Below are 15,658 nucleotides of genomic sequence, written 5' to 3' on the forward strand. Positions count from 1 at the left end.
GTCTGGAGGAGTTTCATGGAAGGCTTCATCACCGACTGGCTGAACCTCGCGCTGCGATGGCTGCACGTCATCGTCGCCATTGCGTGGATCGGCGAGTCGTTCTATTTCGTCGCGCTCGACAACAGCCTGAAACCGCCGACCGACCCGAACCAGCGCAAGCGCGGTGTGTTCGGCGAGCTGTGGCACGTCCACGGCGGCGGCTTCTACAACATGCAGAAGTACACGGTCGCCCCGCCGGAAATGCCGGATGACCTGCACTGGTCGAAGTGGCCGTCGTACACGACCTGGCTGTCGGGCTTCTCGCTGTTCTTCGTGCTGTACCTGCTCGCACCGAACACGTACCTGATCGACAAGAGCGTGCTCGACATGGGCCCGGTGGTCGCCGTCGCGTCCGCACTCGGCTTCCTCGCGGCCGGCTGGATCGTCTACGACTCGCTGTGCCGCATCCTCGGCACCAACGACCGCGTGCTCGGCATCTGCGTCGGCATCTACGTGGTCGCCGCCGCGTACCTCGCGTGCCACATCTTCGCGGGTCGTGCCGCCTACCTGATCGTCGGCGCGATGCTCGCGACGATCATGTCGGCGAACGTGTTCTTCGTGATCATCCCCGGCCAGCGCAAGATGGTCGACAAGATGCTCAAGGGCGAAGAGCCGAACCCGATCTACGGCAAGCGCGGCAAGCAGCGCTCGGTGCACAACACGTACTTCACGCTGCCGGTCGTGTTCGCGATGCTGTCGAACCACTATGCGATGACGTACACGAACAAGTTCAACTGGGTCGTGCTCGTGCTGATCATGCTGGCCGGCGCGCTGATTCGCCAGTTCTTCGTGATGCGCCACCGCGGCAAGCAGCTGTGGTACCTGCCGATCGGCGGCGTCGCGCTGCTGGCCGGCGCACTGGTCTGGACGACGCCGAAGCCGGTCGCGCCGGAAGCGCAGGCCGCGAACGCGCCGAAGGTCGTGATCAACGACATCATGCCGATCCTGCAGCAGCGCTGCGTCGAGTGCCACTCGGCGAAGCCGACGCTGATGGGCAGCGCGCCCGCGGGTGTGATGTTCGACACGCCGGACGAAGTGTCGAAGAACGCGCAGCGTATCTATGAACAGGCCGTGCGCCTGAAGGCGATGCCGATCGGCAACGTCACGCACATGACCGACGACGAGCGCACGAAGCTCGCCGCGTGGTTCGAGGGTGGCGCGAACAAGTAAGCCGCCGTGCGCCGGGGTCGTGTTCCGGCGCAATCCTTTCCGTTCGCGGGCCCGTTACGGGCCCGTTTTTTTTCGCGTGCTGCAGAGGCGTTGCCAGCGCTCACCGCTCACCGCGCATCGCGTCGCGCTGGAGCGCGACGAGCGCATCGAGTGCGCGCGGGCCGTCGTCGAAAGGCACGAAGATGTGATCGTGGCAGGCAGCCGCCATCACGTTGCAACTGATGCCGGCCGCGCCGAGCGCGCGTGCGAACGCCGCCGTGAGGCCGACAGCCGCAAGGTCGGAATGCACGGTCAACGTGATCCAGGCCGCACGGAACAGCACGGACCAGCCATGACGCCCCGCCGTCTCCTCTTCGACCACGACGGTCAGCCCCTCCGCTTCGCGAAACGTTGCGATCACTTCGGATAACGATACGTCTGCGCCGGTCGGCAGCGATACGAAGGCGAACGCGCCCGGATGCAGTTCGGGCTGCATCGTGCTCAGCAGGATCGCCAGGTCGTTTTCAGGTTGGCTCATCGGAGGAACATGCCCGGAATCGGGCATCGCGCGGTGGAGATGCGGGCACGATAGCACGCGCCCCCGTCACCGCTACGCGTGCATCGTCGCGACTTCATCCGCGAGCCAGTCGCGCAATGCGACGATGCGCGGATCGTCCTGCGTGTGCTCCGGATACACGACGTGATAGGCGAGCCCCGGCGCCACGTCGACGTTCACGTCGAACAGTTGCACGACGCGCCCTTCGGCGAGATCGCGCGCGATCATGTGCGGCTCCGCCAGCCCGACCGCCGTGCCATCCGTCACGGCCTGCACGACGTGGCTCGAATCCGGAAACGCGACGCACCGCCTGTCGTCGAAACCGTCGATGCCGGCAGCGGCCATCCATGCGGACCAGCGCGGCCAGGTCACGCCATCGACTTCGCAGTCCACGTGGCACAGCGTGTGGCGCAGCAGGTCGCGCGGCTTGCGCAACGGCGGCCCGGCCGACAACAGCGCCGGGCTGCAGATCGCAACGACCGACGTATCGAAGAGGCGCTGCGCGCACGCATCGCGATAACGCCCGGTGCCGAAGCGGATCGCGGCATCGACGCCGTCGTCATCGAAATCGCGCAACCGGTCGGTGATATCGAACGACAGCTCGAACGCTGGATGTTCGACCCTGAAACGCGGCAGGCGCGGCAGCAGCCAGTGCGTCGCGAAGCGCGCGCCGACCGACACGCGCAACTCCGTCTGCTCCCGTGCGACGCGCCGTGCCCGGGTAGTCGCGCGCTGCAGGCCCGCCAGCGCATCAGCGGCCGCGGCAGCCAGCACGACACCGGCCGGCGTCAGCCGGATGCTGCGGCTCGTGCGGACGAACAGCACCATGTCGAGCTGCGCCTCGATTTCCTTGATCTGGTGACTGACGGCCGCCGGCGTCAGCCCGACCTCGTCGGCCGCTCGCGAGAAATTCAGGTGCCGCGCCGCTGCATCGAACGTCCTCAGCGCGCGCGTACCGGGCCACATGCGTTCCATCGATCTTCAAACAGGATTTGATGACCGTTCCAAAACTACTCGTTTTTCAAGACAGCATCAATCGGCAAACAATAGGCCTTCTTGAAGATGTCGCGCGCCGCCCCGTGCCCGCGGCCAACCTGGAGAGTCGCCGATGACCGCTGCATCATTCCCGTCCGTCGCCCAGATCAACGGCGTCGCCGCCACGCCCGACGCGCTCGCCGCGCTCGCGTTCGCGGGCCATGCGCATTTCACCGCCATGCAGGTACGCGACGGCCACGTGCGCGGCCTCGACCTGCATCTCGCGCGGCTGCGCGATGCGTCGAACACGCTGTTCGGCCAGGCCCTGCCCGACGACCGGATTCGCACGCTCCTGCGCGCCGCGCTCGAGCGCGCGCCGTCGGCGCTGTCGCTGACGGCGACCGTGCATGCGACGACGGGCGAATTCGTCGCGCCGCGCGACGACGAAACGCTCGACGTGCTGGTCCGCACCGCCGCGCCGTCGTCGGGGCCCACGGGCCCGCTCGATCTTGCGCTGTTCGAATACGAGCGCGTGCTGCCGGACATCAAGCACGTCGGCGAAGTCGCGAAGACGCACTTCCTGCGCCGCGCGATCGCGCAGGGTTTCGACGATGCGGCCTTCGTCGATCGCCATGGGCGCATCAGCGAAGGCTCGATCTGGAATCTCGCGTTCTGGACCGGCGACGCGGTCGTGTGGCCGGTGGCCGACATGCTCGGCGGCGTCACGATGCGCATCGTGCGCCGGCAACTGGCGCGCCTGGGGGTCGCGCAGCACGATCGCGAACTGACGCCGGCCGACCTGCCGTCGATGGCCGGCGCCGTCGTGATGAATTCGTGGACGCCCGGGATCGCCGTGCGACGGTTGGGCGCGACGACACTGCCCGACGCATCGTCGTTCGTCGCGCTGCTGCATCGCGCATACGAACAGGAGCCGCCCGTCGCGCCGTGACGCGCGCCGCCACGCGCCGCGCGCCCTGCTCACCCGTCGACCGTCTCCGGCAGCCGCGCGATCGCCTTGATCTCGAACTGGAACCCATACAGCCAGGTCACGCCGACCGCGGTCAGCGTCGGATGCGGCGCGTCGCCCCAGTATTCGGGAACGATCTCCCAGATCCGCTCGAACGTCGCTTCAGGGTCGACGAGGAACACCGTCACGTCGACGACGTCGTCGAACGTGCAACCGGCCGCGCGCAACACCGCATTCAGGTTGTCGAACGCGCGGCGGACCTGCGCACCCAGTTCCGGCTCCGGCGAACCGTCCTCACGGCTGCCGACCTGCCCGGACACGAACAGGAAGCCGTTCGAGCGCACTGCCGGCGAATAGCGGTTGCGGTCGTACAGTGCCCGGCGACCGGGCGGGAAAACCACGCTACGCTTTACCATCCCCTACCTCCTTCGGTTGGTGGGGCGAAGCCGCCCCGGCATCAACGATGAAGGCACTTTAGGGATCGTTGCACGGCGAATAAACCGGCAACCCTGTCCAACACTGTTTGCACGCACCAAACAATTCCGACCGACGCGGAGCCCTGACCCGATGGATCGATTCGACGCAATGCAGGCGTTCGCCCGCGTGGTGGAAGCCGGCAGTTTCACGAAGGCGGCCGAGACGCTGCACATGAGCCGCACCACCGTCACGCAACTCGTGCAGCAGCTCGAAGCACGGCTGCGCGTGAAGCTGTTCAACCGCACGACGCGCAAGGTCGTCGTCACCGCGGACGGCGCCGCGTACTACGATCGCGTCGTGCGCTTGCTGGCCGACATGGACGATGCCGAAACGAGCCTGTCCGCGGCTTCCGCGTCGCCCCGCGGGCGGCTGCGCGTGGACGTGCCGAGCCCGTTCGCGCGTCTGATCCTGATCCCCGCGCTGCCCGCGTTCCATGCGCGCTATCCGGACATCCAGCTCGACATGGGCGTGAGCGACCGCGTGGTGGACGTGATCGGCGAGAACGTCGACTGCGTCGTGCGCGGCGGCGAACCGACGGACCGCTCGCTGGTCGCGCGGCGCGTCGGCGACCTGCGGCTCGGCGTGTATGCGTCGCCGGCTTACCTCGCACGCGCCGGCACGCCGACGCATCCGGACGAGCTGGAGGATACGCATCACCGAATCGTCGGTTTTCTGTGGGCGCGCACCGGCAAGGCGCTGCCGTTTTCGATGGCATGCGACGGCGAGCAGGTCACCGTGCGCGGACGCTACGTGCTCGCGGTCGACGACGGCAATGCGTACCTCGAGGCCGGCCTCGCCGGGTTGGGCATTCTGTGGCTGCCCGACTACATGGCCGGCGCGCATCGCGCCCGCGGCGAACTGGTGCCGCTGTTCGAGCAATGGCAACTCGAACCGATGCCGATGTACGTCGCGTTCCCGCCGAACCGGCACGTCAGCGCGAAGCTGCGTGTATTCATCGAGTGGGTCGCCGAACTGATGGCGCAGCATGCACCGGTTGCGAACCGGCGTCGCGGCGCCGGCCGCTCGCGCGACACGCGCAAAAACGCGGCGACCTGAATCTCGCCGAACTCGTCGCACATAAAAAAACCCGCGCATGATGCGCGGGTTTCGTCGGACGCCGGCAGAAACGCCGGCGACTCAGGCCGTCAGCGCGTGCAGCGCCTCGTCGGTGAGCCACAGCGATTCCTGCAGGTCCTGCTCGTTCAGGTTCAGGCCGTCGCCGCCGCGATCGACGACGATGAAGTCGCTGACGCCGCCGAGCGCGATCAGCGGGTGATGCCACACGCCCTTCGCATAGTTGACGCCCTGCCAGCCGCTCGTCACGAACGCGCGGATCTTCGCCGGATCGAGATCGCCCGCGGGCGCGACGACGACGAGATACGGCTGGTCGTTCAGCGGCACGAACGCCTGGCTGCCGAGCGGGTGCCGCTCGAGCATCTTCACTTCGAACGGCAGCGTGCGCGGCTGGCCGCGGAACAGGTTGACGAGCGTGCGGCCGCCTTCATCGGTCACGTCGACTTTAGCGAGATCGTGAAAGCGGATCGTCGTGCCGAGGTTGATCGGGATCTGCTTCGCCCCTTCCGTTTCGATCACGTCGCCGAACGGCGCGAATGCTTCCTTGGTCAGCGGTTCGATGGCAAGCGTCTTCATTTGTCGAGCGTCCCCCACAGACGCAGGCGCGACACGCCGCCGTCCGGAATGATGTTCAGTCGCACGTGCGTGACGGGGCCGAGCGACGCGATGTCCTGTTCGAAGTAGTGCTGCTTGTCCATCTGCAGCTTCTGTTCGCCGAGCAGCACCGGCCAGAACATCGATTGCGTGATCAGCGAGCTGTCCGTGCCGCCCGACACGTACGCGGCCTGGATCGAGCAGCGATCCGGGTAGTTGCCCTTGAAGAACGCGGTATCGACTTCGATCTTGCGGATCACACCCGGCTGCGCGAGCGCGATGATCGCCCAGTCGTTGCCGGGTTCGCGGCGGCGGCGGGTTTCCCAGCCGTCGCCCATGTTCACGCCGCGGCCCGGCAGCAGCAGGTTCGACGCGACGCCGAAGTGCTGGTTGTTCGCGGCCACCACGTACCCGCCGTTTTCCATCGCCGCGAGATCGAACTGCTCGGTCGCGCTCGCGCCGGCCCAGTCGAGCTGCGGCTGGCCGTACACGCGCAGGCGTGCAATGCCGCCATCCGGATAGATGTTCACGCGCAGGTGCGTGAAGGCGCGCGCATCGCTCGCTTCGACGTAGTGATGGCTGTTGCCCTGCAGCGTCGTCGACGGCACGATCTCGATCCACTCGGTCGCATGCGTCGGCGCACCGTCGGCCACGAACGCGGCCTCGATCGACGCGGCCGGCGGGAAGTTGCCGGTGAAGTGGCTCGTGTCGATGTCTAAGCCCTTGATCACGCCCGGGCGCGCGAGCTTGACGATGCACCAGTCGTAGCCCGTCGTGCGCTTGCGGCGCGTTTCCCAGCCGTCCATCCACTTGCCGTGGTCGTCGTACTTGCCGGGGATGAACACGGCCGGCTCGGGGTTCAGCATCCGGTCCTTCGGCGCGAAGAAATCGTCGCTGGCTTCGAGCGCCTGCGCACCGAGACGCGGGTCGGCCAGGTTCACGTAGCGCCGCGTGAAGTCGGGTGCGTTGGGATCGAGAAGCGGAACAGCCATGATGTTTCCTTGTTTCAGTGAGACGATCAGGCCGCTGCGACGCAGCAGGCCGTATTGCGATGTCAGGCGTCGATCAGGTCGTCGAGGCGGAAGCGCGCGATCCGGTAGATCTGGTCGAGGCTCGCCCGCAGTTCCTCGGTGCGCGAGTGATTCACGCGCGACTCGAAGTTCGCGATGATGCCGTGCCGGTCATAGCCGCGCACCGCGAGGATGAACGGGAAGCCGAATTTCTCGCGATACGTGCGGTTCAGCGTCAGCAGCTTGTCGAACTCTTCCTGCGTGCACTGGTCGAGGCCCGCGCCGCTCTGCTCGCGCGTCGACTCGGCGGTCAGCTCGCCGCGCACGGCAGCCTTGCCGGCCAGCTCCGGGTGAGCGTTGATCAGCGCAAGCTGGCGCACTTCGCCGCTCGTTTCCACCGCACCCGACATCGTCTTGTGCAGCGCGTCGATGCTCGCGAACGGCCGCTCGCCCGCGGCGACTTCGGCCACCCACGGCGAATGTTCGAAGATCCCCGACAGTGCCGCGACAAATGCGCTCGGCGCCATCGTATTCAGTTGTTCCAACGTGTAGCGCATCGCCTTCATGCTTTCCCTTCGTTTCGATGATTGGGCTGATACGGATGATGTTCACGCCAGTGACGCGCGATATCGACACGGCGCGTCACCCATACGCGATCGTGCTTCTCGATGTGATCGAGGAAACGCTGCAGCCCGCGGAACCGGCCCGGCCGGCCGAGCAACCGGCAGTGCATGCCGATCGACAGCATCTTCGGCGCTTCGTCGCCTTCCGCGTACAGCACGTCGAATGCATCGCGCAGGTAGTCGAAGAAGTGATCGCCGGTGTTGAAGCCCTGCGGCGTCGCGAAGCGCATGTCGTTCGTGTCGAGCGTGTACGGCACGATCAGCTGCGGCGATGTCTTGCCGCCCGACACTTCGACGTCCATCCAGAACGGCAGGTCGTCGCCATAGTTGTCGGAGTCGTACAGGAAGCCGCCGTATTCCGCGACCAGGCGGTGCGTATTGGGGCTGTCGCGGCCGGTGTACCAGCCGAGCGGGCGCTCGCCCGTCACGCGCTCGATCGCTTCCATCCCGAGGCGCATGTGTTCGGCCTCGAGTTCCGGCGTCATGCTCTGGTAGTGGATCCAGCGCCAGCCGTGGCACGCGATTTCATGGCCCAGCTCGACGAAGGCGCGCGCGAGCTCCGGATGGCGTTCGATCGCCATGCCGACGCCGAATACCGTCAGCGGCATCCCGCGCTTCTCGAATTCGCGCAGGATGCGCCACACGCCGGCCCGCGAACCGTACTCGTAGATCGACTCCATGCTCATGTGGCGGTCGGGATACGCGGCCGCGCCGACGATTTCCGACAGGAACTGCTCGGAGCCCGGATCGCCGTGCAGCACGCAGTTCTCGCCGCCCTCCTCGTAGTTCAGCACGAATTGCACGGCGACGCGGGCGCGCCCCGGCCAGTTCGCCTGAACGGGATGGCGGCCGTAGCCGATCAGGTCGCGAGGATAGTTGGGATCGAGTGACATGGTTCGATGTGCGGCGAAAGCTCGCTGAAATAATGGGTTCGCATCGACTGCGCGGGTGCCGGAGGCCGGCTGCGCAAGCCGATGCGATGACGGCCCAGTTTAGCGAAAACGCCCATACGCGCCCATACAGCGGCGCAGATAGTGCGTGTCAGACGGTGTGTATGTGCGGTTGCGGCAAATTCGGCACCGGTTCCGCCTGATCCCCGTCCGGCGGGCTGAAGCGGGCGAACGCGCCGTCGTAGCGCTTCGGCAGCGGGCGCGCGTAGTCGCCGCGCTTCGCGGTCGCGAGGCGCAACGCGACGAGCGCCTCGGCCCACTTGACGGCCGCCGTGACGCCCTCGACCACCGGCGCGCCGATCTGCTGCTCGATCTCGTGCGCGAACTCGGCCATCCCCGCGCAACCGAGCACGATCGCGTCGGCGCCGTCCTCATCGAGCGCGCGCCGGCATTCGTCGACGATGATCCGGCGCGCGGCCGAGCCCGGCCGGTCGAGCTCGAGCACCGCGACGTCGGTCGCGCGCACGTTGCGGCAGAACCGTTTCATCCCGTAGCGCTCGGCGAGATGCCACGCCATCCCGCAGGTGCGCGCGAGCGTCGTGACGACCGAGAAGCCCGGCGCGAGCACGCTCGCCGCATGCATCGCGGCCTCGGCAATGCCGATCACCGGCCCGCGCGCGAGCTCGCGCGCCGCGTACAGGCCCGGATCGCCGAAGCACGCGATCACGTACGCATCGCAGCCGTCGCGCTCGCCCTGCACGATCTCGGCGAGCAGCCCCGGCGTCGCCAGTGCCTCGTCGTAATACCCTTCGATCGACGGCGGCCCCATCGGCGGGCTCACCGCGACGATCTCCGTGCCGGCGGCCGCGACCTCACGCGCGCAGCGGCCCATCGCGTCGGTCATCCGCTGGGTCGTATTCGGATTGATCAGTCGGATCTTCATCGCATGCTCCTCAGGCCTTCGCGCTCACGAGCAGCCGGTAGAACACGAAGCCGAGCCCGGCGCCGATGAACCACGAGAAGTTCGCGACGCCCTGCCAGCCCGGCACCATCACGCAGACGATCGCGATCACCGCGGCCGGCAACAGCGCGGCCAGCGCGCGACGGTTCACGCCGCCCGTGTACCAGTACGTGCCGCTTTCCGACATCGTGTACAGGTCGTCGCGCACGAGCCGGCCGCGCTTGACGAGGTAGAAGTCGGCGATCAGCACGCCGTACAGCGGGCCGATGAACGCGCCGAGCACGTCGAGCGTGTAGTGGATCACGGCCGGGTTGTTGAACAGGTTCCACGGCGTGATGAAGATCGACGCGACGGCGGCGAGCATCCCGCCCGCGCGCCAGCTGATCAGGCGCGGCGCGACGTTCGAGAAGTCGAACGCAGGTGACACGAAGTTCGCGACGATGTTGATGCCGATCGTCGCGATCGTGAAGGTCAGCGCACCGAGGATCACCGCGGTCGGATGGTCGATGCGCCCGACCGTCTCGACGGGGTCGGTGATGAGTTCGCCGAACACCGGCAGCGTCGCGGCCGTCGTGATCACCGTGACGAGCGAGAACGCGAGGAAGTTGACCGGCAGCCCCCAGAAATTGCCGCGCTTCACTTCGCCGAACGAGCGGCAGTAGCGCGAGAAATCGCCGAAGTTCAGCATCGGTCCGGAGAAGTACGACACCACCAGCGACACCGCCGTGATCATCACCGGAATCACTTCCGCGCCGTGGTACTTCACGCCGCCGAGGTTGAGGCCGATGTTGCGCCAGCCCGCGCGCCACACCATGTAGCCGGCGAGGATGAACATCACGACGTAGACGGCCGGCCCCGCGAAGTCGATGAACTTCTTGATCGTCTCCATCCCGTTCCAGAACACCAACGCCTGGAGCACCCACAGCAGCATGAAGCCGGCCCAGCCGACTGCCGACAGCCCGAGGAAGCCGTGGCGATGCACGTCCGCGTATGGCAGCCATTGCGGGAAGAATTTCAGCACGACGATCACCAGCGCGCTAGACGCGAGATAGGTCTGGATCCCGTACCACGCGATCGCGATCAGCCCGCGAATCACGGCCGGCACGTTCGCGCCGAGCACGCCAAACGTCGCACGGCATGCGACCGGGTACGGCACGCCGATCTGCTGGCTCGGCCGCGCGATCAGGTTGCACAGCAGGTTCACGAAGCCGATCCCGACGATCAGCGCGATCAGCACCTGCCAGCTCGTCAGCCCGAGCGCGAACAGGCTGCCCGCGAACACGTAGCCGCCGACGCTGTGCACGTCCGACATCCAGAACGCGAAGATGTTGTATGAGCCCCATGTCTGATTTTTCAGGGGTGCCAAATCTTCGTTGTACAAACGTTCGCTGTAACCATTCGGCAGTGTCGGGTCGCCGCCCTCGCCGCCTTCGTCCGCCGGATAGGCGCTGTCGTGCGCCACACTGAACTGAGCCATGACTTCTCCTTGACGCGGCCGAAAGGCCGCTCCACCGTCATCGATATCGCTCCGGATCGACGCCCGGAGTCGGACCAGCGGCCCGCGGCACACGCCGCGGGCCTGCATTTCGCTCGTTCTTGTGGCGCGCGGCCGGGTTCGCGTCGCCGCTCAGGCGCCGCCGAACACTTCGCGCAAATCGACCTGCCCTTGTGCGGGCCGGTCCAGCATCTTCAGTTCGACATGCTGCAGGTGGTGCGCCATCAGCGTCACCGCCCGCTTCGGATCGCCGGCCTCCAGCGCACCGAGGATCTCGTCGTGGTCGTCGCACGAGCACGGGCTGCGCCCGTGCGACTCGTACAGCGCCGACATCAGCGTCGAGCGTGCGACGAGCCCTTCGAGGCACGCGCTGAGCGTCGCATTGCCCATCAGCGTGGCGAGCGCCGTATGGAATTCGCCCGACAGGCGGATCCAGGCCGCGAAGTCCTGCCGCTGGAACGCCTTGCGTTCCTTCTCGATCAGCGAGGCGACGCCCTTCAGCCGCTTCGCGCCGGGCCCGGTCGCGAGCCGCTCGACCACGGCGAGCTCGATGATCCGGCGCATCTCGAACACTTCGTGCACGTCCTGCAGCGTCGGGCTCGCGACGAACGCGCCGCGGTTCGGCTCGAGATCGACCAGCTTGTCGGTCGCGAGCTGCGCGAGCGCCTGGCGGATCGCCCCGCGCTTCACGTTGAACACGTCGCAGAGCTGCGCCTCCGTCAGCTTCGCGCCCGGCGCGAGCCGATGCTCGAGGATCGCCGTGCGGATCCGCTCGGCGATCGCTTCGGGACTGGCTGCACCGGACGGGTGGGATTCGGGCTCGTTCATGATCGGCATCGTGTGATGATCCTCATCCTAGGGTGGACATAAAGATTGTCAACAATTCTTTTCTAGCATTGCGCACAATCGGCGTGCATCGACGCGACCTCGTTCGGTGCATGATGCGTCAAATCCATGCATGACAAGGCCAAGACGTATGACAGACGTGCTTTTCGTCGTATACCCTCCCCGCCATTTTGTTGACAAAACTGGTGCAGGATCCGGCGGCGAGCTTGCAGATGTCGACGAAAATACTTGACCGTTAGTTGCGCGCTTACATAAAGAAAAAGGCGGGGAATGAACCGCCCCCGCCTTTCGACCGACTGCGCCCGCCTCAACCGAGGTGCGGATAGTCCGACAAAGTGAGCCGGAAACCGTGCGCATTCGCGACCAGTTGCGCCTGTGCGCCGAACGGCAACGTCAGCAGGTCGGGCACGTGGCCGAACTGAAGCCCCGTCACGACCGGAATCCCGATCACCGCGCGCACCTGGTCGATCATCGCCTGCATGTCGTAGCCGTTGTCGTACTCGAACGGCCGCGCACCGGTGAACTGGCCGAGCACGAGCGCCTGCTGGCGCGCGAGCAGCCCCGACAGATGCAGTTGATAGATCATCCGTTCGATCCGGAACGGCTGCTCGTTGACGTCCTCGATGAACAGGATGCCGCCTTCGATGTCGGGCATGTACGGCGTGCCGACGAGCGACGTGAGGATCGCGAGGTTGCCGCCCCACAGCGTGCCCGTCACGTTCACGCTCTGCACCTGCGGCGCTTCGGCGATGATCGTCGTGCTCGGCTGCGTCAGTGTCTGCCAGAAGTGCTGCATCGTGAAGTCGCTCGGCGTTTCCGCGCCGAAATCGGCGGACAGCATCGGGCCGCCGAACGTCTTGATGCGCGCCTTCGCGTACAGCGCGAGCTGGAGCGCCGTGAAGTCGCTGTGGCCGACGAGCGCGACCGGCTGGTCACGCAGCCGGCGCTCGAGCCCGCGATAGTCGAGCCCGTGCAGGATGCGCGCGGCGCCATAGCCGCCGCGCACCGCGAGCGCGATGTCCGGCAGCGGCCGCTCGGGATCGGCAAGACGGTTCAGGTCGCCTGCCCGTTCGCCGTCGGTACCGCCGAACCGCTGGAAGCGCCGCTGCGTCGCTTCGATGTTCTCGATGCGGTGCTGCGCGGTGCTGAGGCGCTCGAGCGCGCGATTGATCGCGTCCGGATCGTGCGGATAGCCGGACGGCGCAAGCAGGCGGATGGTGTAGGACGCGGCGGGCTGGAAGGACATGGCAAAGAGAGGTGTCGGGTCGTCAAACCTGCTTAGAGGGTCCGAACCGTCTCCGGTTCACGGAACCGTGCCTGCCCGGCTCGCGTCGAGCGGCGGGCGCGGCGGGCGCGCCTATGACGCGCCGGAGTCGGCGTCGCGGGCGAGCCGTGCTTCGCGCAGCGCGCGACGGCGGTCGGCAAAGAACGACTTCAGCGCGGCGCCGCACTCGTCGGCGAGCACGCCGCCGGTCACTTCGGTATGGTGGTTCAGTTGCGGATTCGCGAATGCGTCGATCACGCTGCCGCACGCGCCCGTCTTCGGATCGGCGGCACCGTAGACGACCCGTGCGATGCGCGCATGCATGATCGCGCCCGCGCACATCAGGCACGGCTCGAGCGTGACGTACAACTCGCAGCCGGGCATCCGGTAATTCTGCAGATGCTGCGCGGCCATGCGCAGCGCGGCCATTTCCGCATGGGCCGACGGGTCGTGCCCGCCGATCGGATGGTTGAAGCCGCGTGCGATCACTTCGTCGCCACGCACGAGCACCGCGCCAACCGGCACTTCGCCGGCCGCGCGCGCCTCTTCGGCGGCAGCCTGCGCAAGACGCATGTAATGCAGGTCGCGTGCCGATACGGGCGCGGCTTCGGGAACGGGGGAATCGGCGGCGGGTTCGGCCGCCGGGGCGGCTGCCGACCGGGCTGCGTCGTGCAGCGCGTCGGACGTCACATCGGCCCCGCTTCGGCGGACGCTTCGTCGAGCCCGCGCTCGCACAGGCGCTCGGCGATGCGCCGGCAGTAGTCGCGCGGCATCACCATCGGGCCGCCGCGCAGCGATTCGAGCGCCATGTCGAGTGCGAGGATCTTCGCCTGCAGCCGGCAGCGCGCGGCGCGGTCGCTGACCGCCTGCACTTCGTCATGCAGGTTGCGCAGCGCGCGCAATTGCTCGACGGCCGGCGGCACGAAGCCCGCATTCTTCAGGATACGGTTGGCCACCCGCACCTCCTCGGGCACGAGCAGGTCGTCATCCAGCGCCTGTGGCGCGCCGGTACCCGGCAAATCGTCGAACTCGCCCCGCGCGGCGGCGGCGGCAATACGTTGTTCGACCAGGGCATCAAGCAATCTCATCAGTCAATCGGAACAATGCGGCAGGCCGAATTCTAGCAGGGTGACGCGGGTATGACAGGCCCTTCGAATATATGCTCGATATTGTGTTTTTTAGGGGCCGAATCGCAGGGCATGCGCGCCGATCGGTCTCATTTGCCGCTCTGCTGCGCTGCAGCGGGCTGCGGACCATCTGGACACCGGCAAATGCGACCGGTGCCAGGCCCTGTTTTTATTTGCGACGATGCGAACCGAACCGCGCCGCCCCAGAAAAACGGACACGGCCCTGCTTCCAATTTTCCTGGTTCAGGCAGCCGCCGCTTCCGGCCGCGCATTCGCGAAGGGGCGGAACATCATCGCGATCAGGAATGCGCCGAGACCGATCGCAAACGAGCCGAGATACAGCCAGCCGTAGCTGCCGAGCGTATCGACGATCAAGCCGCCGGCGACGGGCCCCGCTGCCATCCCCAGACTGCCGGCCATCGCGCAGCCGCCGATCACGGTGCCCATCATCCGCAGCGGGAAGTTCTCGCGCGCCAGCACCGAATACAGCGGCATCACGCCCGCGTAGATGAAGCCGAACACGACCGCGACCGCGTAGAACCCGTCGAGCGTGCGCACGAAGTAGTACCCGAGCGCACCCAGCGCCTGCGCAAGCAGCCCGGCTACCAGCATGCGCTTCGCGCCGATACGGTCGCCCAGGATCCCGAACGCGATCCGGCCGCCCATGCCGGCGAGCCCTTCGACGCTGTAGATCGACACCGCGACGATCAGCGGGATCCCGCACGTCACCGCGTAGCTGACCGTATGGAAGATCGGGCCCGAATGTGTCGCGCAGCAGAAGAAGTTGGTCAGCAGCAGCACGATGAACTGCGGCGAACGCAGCGCGTCCGCGACCGACATCGCCGCAGGCCCGCCGGCGGGCGCCGGCACCGCTGGAGCCGCCTGCGCGCCGTCGAGCGCGGGCGCCCGGCGCACCAGCAGCGACACCGGAATCATCACGACGGCCGCCAGCGTCGCCATCAGCAGCATCGACGTGCGCCAGTCGCGCACCGACACGAGCCACGCGGCCAGCGGGGCCATCGTCATCGGCGCCATCCCCATGCCGGCCGACACGAGCGACACCGCGAGGCTGCGGTGCGTGTCGAACCAGCCGGTTACGCACGCCATCATCGGCGCGAATATCGCAGCCGTCGCGCCGCCGACGGCGAGGCCGAACGTGAGCTGGAACGCGAGCAGCGACGGCGCGCGGCTCGCCAGCGCCAGGCTTGCCGACAACAGGACGGCGCCCGTGATGACGACCGGGCGCGTGCCGATGCGGTCCGACAGGCTGCCCCATGCCATGCTCGCGAAGGCCATCGCGATGAAGCCGAGCGTCATCGCGCCGGAAATGCCGGTCATCGACCAGCCCGTGTCGCGCGCGATCGCGCGCAGGAACACCGGCAGCGAAAACATCGCGCCGATCGCGATGCAGCCCATCAGGCCGCCCGCGGCGACGATGACCCAGCGGTATCGGGAATCCGGCATGGGGTGCCTCCTTGTCGTGATGGCGATCCTCGGGAACCGGGTGCCACCTGCTTCGCGCAATGCCCGGTCGACATGGATACGACGGGCGACGCATCGGGAAATCGACATGTGCGGCACACACGCCGACGAATTTTTTCATTGTCGGCC

Annotated in this window: 17 protein-coding genes; 3 read left to right on the top strand and 14 right to left on the bottom strand. The window is 67.0% G+C overall.

Annotation, left to right across the window (positions count from 1 at the left end):
- The first annotated feature begins 15 nt into the window (after positions 1-15).
- Positions 16-1,209, top strand: coding sequence for a urate hydroxylase PuuD (locus tag CFB45_RS11280; RefSeq protein WP_039342830.1), 1,194 nt, complete (start codon positions 16-18; stop codon positions 1,207-1,209).
- Between the two features lie 100 nt (positions 1,210-1,309).
- On the opposite strand, the gene CFB45_RS11285 is transcribed toward CFB45_RS11280, so the two are convergent.
- Both CFB45_RS11285 and CFB45_RS11290 read right to left on the bottom strand, forming a co-directional pair.
- Positions 1,310-1,726, bottom strand: a complete 417-nt coding sequence (locus CFB45_RS11285; protein WP_089425652.1) for an ACT domain-containing protein — start codon at positions 1,724-1,726, stop codon at positions 1,310-1,312.
- A gap of 72 nt (positions 1,727-1,798) precedes the next feature.
- Positions 1,799-2,719 (bottom strand): LysR substrate-binding domain-containing protein, encoded by a 921-nt coding sequence (locus CFB45_RS11290; RefSeq protein WP_089425653.1) that lies wholly within the window; start codon positions 2,717-2,719, stop codon positions 1,799-1,801.
- A 133-nt stretch (positions 2,720-2,852) separates the two neighbouring features.
- Here CFB45_RS11290 and CFB45_RS11295 point away from each other — a divergent pair, with 133 nt between their 5' ends.
- On the top strand, positions 2,853-3,668 hold the full coding sequence (locus tag CFB45_RS11295) for an aminotransferase class IV family protein (protein ID WP_089425654.1): 816 nt from the start codon (positions 2,853-2,855) through the stop codon (positions 3,666-3,668).
- A gap of 29 nt (positions 3,669-3,697) precedes the next feature.
- Here the strand turns inward: CFB45_RS11295 and CFB45_RS11300 are convergent, their stop codons facing one another.
- Entirely contained in the window at positions 3,698-4,102 is a 405-nt protein-coding gene (locus CFB45_RS11300; protein ID WP_089425655.1) for a RidA family protein, read from the bottom strand.
- Positions 4,103-4,253: 151 nt separating this feature from the next.
- On the opposite strand from CFB45_RS11300, the gene CFB45_RS11305 reads away from it, so the two are divergent.
- A complete protein-coding gene (locus CFB45_RS11305) occupies positions 4,254-5,219 on the top strand; it encodes a LysR family transcriptional regulator (protein ID WP_089425656.1) in 966 nt (321 codons plus the stop codon).
- An 81-nt stretch (positions 5,220-5,300) separates the two neighbouring features.
- Here CFB45_RS11305 and CFB45_RS11310 read toward each other — a convergent pair whose 3' ends face one another.
- From CFB45_RS11310 to CFB45_RS11360, 11 genes are all read right to left on the bottom strand, one after another.
- A complete protein-coding gene (locus CFB45_RS11310) occupies positions 5,301-5,813 on the bottom strand; it encodes an ureidoglycolate lyase (RefSeq protein ID WP_089425657.1) in 513 nt (170 codons plus the stop codon).
- Positions 5,810-6,823: an allantoicase gene (gene alc, locus CFB45_RS11315; protein WP_089425658.1), complete on the bottom strand. Its 1,014-nt coding sequence runs from the start codon at positions 6,821-6,823 to the stop codon at positions 5,810-5,812. Before alc ends, CFB45_RS11310 begins: the two co-directional genes overlap by 4 nt.
- 62 nt (positions 6,824-6,885) lie before the next feature.
- Positions 6,886-7,407, bottom strand: coding sequence for a 2-oxo-4-hydroxy-4-carboxy-5-ureidoimidazoline decarboxylase (gene uraD / locus CFB45_RS11320; protein ID WP_089425659.1), 522 nt, complete (start codon positions 7,405-7,407; stop codon positions 6,886-6,888).
- On the bottom strand, positions 7,404-8,357 hold the full coding sequence (gene puuE, locus CFB45_RS11325; protein ID WP_027787128.1) for an allantoinase PuuE: 954 nt from the start codon (positions 8,355-8,357) through the stop codon (positions 7,404-7,406). Before puuE ends, uraD begins: the two co-directional genes overlap by 4 nt.
- A gap of 148 nt (positions 8,358-8,505) precedes the next feature.
- Positions 8,506-9,297, bottom strand: a complete 792-nt coding sequence (locus tag CFB45_RS11330) for an aspartate/glutamate racemase family protein (RefSeq protein ID WP_089425660.1) — start codon at positions 9,295-9,297, stop codon at positions 8,506-8,508.
- 10 nt (positions 9,298-9,307) lie between these two features.
- Positions 9,308-10,792, bottom strand: coding sequence for an NCS1 family nucleobase:cation symporter-1 (locus tag CFB45_RS11335; RefSeq protein ID WP_089425661.1), 1,485 nt, complete (start codon positions 10,790-10,792; stop codon positions 9,308-9,310).
- Between the two features lie 150 nt (positions 10,793-10,942).
- Positions 10,943-11,647: a GntR family transcriptional regulator gene (locus CFB45_RS11340; protein ID WP_089425662.1), complete on the bottom strand. Its 705-nt coding sequence runs from the start codon at positions 11,645-11,647 to the stop codon at positions 10,943-10,945.
- Between the two features lie 316 nt (positions 11,648-11,963).
- Positions 11,964-12,902 (bottom strand): muramoyltetrapeptide carboxypeptidase, encoded by a 939-nt coding sequence (gene ldcA / locus CFB45_RS11345; protein ID WP_039342808.1) that lies wholly within the window; start codon positions 12,900-12,902, stop codon positions 11,964-11,966.
- A gap of 111 nt (positions 12,903-13,013) precedes the next feature.
- Positions 13,014-13,610, bottom strand: a complete 597-nt coding sequence (gene tadA, locus CFB45_RS11350; RefSeq protein WP_089425663.1) for a tRNA adenosine(34) deaminase TadA — start codon at positions 13,608-13,610, stop codon at positions 13,014-13,016.
- Positions 13,607-14,008: a DnaJ family domain-containing protein gene (locus CFB45_RS11355; protein ID WP_006478536.1), complete on the bottom strand. Its 402-nt coding sequence runs from the start codon at positions 14,006-14,008 to the stop codon at positions 13,607-13,609. Before CFB45_RS11355 ends, tadA begins: the two co-directional genes overlap by 4 nt.
- A 282-nt stretch (positions 14,009-14,290) precedes the next feature.
- Positions 14,291-15,511 (bottom strand): MFS transporter, encoded by a 1,221-nt coding sequence (locus tag CFB45_RS11360; RefSeq protein ID WP_089425664.1) that lies wholly within the window; start codon positions 15,509-15,511, stop codon positions 14,291-14,293.
- Positions 15,512-15,658: the final 147 nt, after the last annotated feature.

It is taken from the genome of Burkholderia sp. HI2500 (assembly GCF_002223055.1).
In the GTDB taxonomy this organism is placed as follows: domain Bacteria; phylum Pseudomonadota; class Gammaproteobacteria; order Burkholderiales; family Burkholderiaceae; genus Burkholderia.

Coding starts and splice junctions, on each gene's coding strand:
- CFB45_RS11300 (WP_089425655.1), bottom strand. CDS start 4,102: ATGGTAAAGCGTAGCGTGGTTTTCCCGCCCGGTCGCCGGGCACTGTAC.
- CFB45_RS11335 (WP_089425661.1), bottom strand. CDS start 10,792: ATGGCTCAGTTCAGTGTGGCGCACGACAGCGCCTATCCGGCGGACGAA.
- CFB45_RS11310 (WP_089425657.1), bottom strand. CDS start 5,813: ATGAAGACGCTTGCCATCGAACCGCTGACCAAGGAAGCATTCGCGCCG.
- CFB45_RS11280 (WP_039342830.1), top strand. CDS start 16: ATGGAAGGCTTCATCACCGACTGGCTGAACCTCGCGCTGCGATGGCTG.
- alc (WP_089425658.1), bottom strand. CDS start 6,823: ATGGCTGTTCCGCTTCTCGATCCCAACGCACCCGACTTCACGCGGCGC.
- CFB45_RS11290 (WP_089425653.1), bottom strand. CDS start 2,719: ATGGAACGCATGTGGCCCGGTACGCGCGCGCTGAGGACGTTCGATGCA.
- CFB45_RS11360 (WP_089425664.1), bottom strand. CDS start 15,511: ATGCCGGATTCCCGATACCGCTGGGTCATCGTCGCCGCGGGCGGCCTG.
- CFB45_RS11295 (WP_089425654.1), top strand. CDS start 2,853: ATGACCGCTGCATCATTCCCGTCCGTCGCCCAGATCAACGGCGTCGCC.
- CFB45_RS11285 (WP_089425652.1), bottom strand. CDS start 1,726: ATGAGCCAACCTGAAAACGACCTGGCGATCCTGCTGAGCACGATGCAG.
- CFB45_RS11330 (WP_089425660.1), bottom strand. CDS start 9,297: ATGAAGATCCGACTGATCAATCCGAATACGACCCAGCGGATGACCGAC.
- uraD (WP_089425659.1), bottom strand. CDS start 7,407: ATGAAGGCGATGCGCTACACGTTGGAACAACTGAATACGATGGCGCCG.
- CFB45_RS11355 (WP_006478536.1), bottom strand. CDS start 14,008: ATGAGATTGCTTGATGCCCTGGTCGAACAACGTATTGCCGCCGCCGCC.
- puuE (WP_027787128.1), bottom strand. CDS start 8,357: ATGTCACTCGATCCCAACTATCCTCGCGACCTGATCGGCTACGGCCGC.
- CFB45_RS11305 (WP_089425656.1), top strand. CDS start 4,254: ATGGATCGATTCGACGCAATGCAGGCGTTCGCCCGCGTGGTGGAAGCC.
- ldcA (WP_039342808.1), bottom strand. CDS start 12,902: ATGTCCTTCCAGCCCGCCGCGTCCTACACCATCCGCCTGCTTGCGCCG.
- CFB45_RS11340 (WP_089425662.1), bottom strand. CDS start 11,647: ATGCCGATCATGAACGAGCCCGAATCCCACCCGTCCGGTGCAGCCAGT.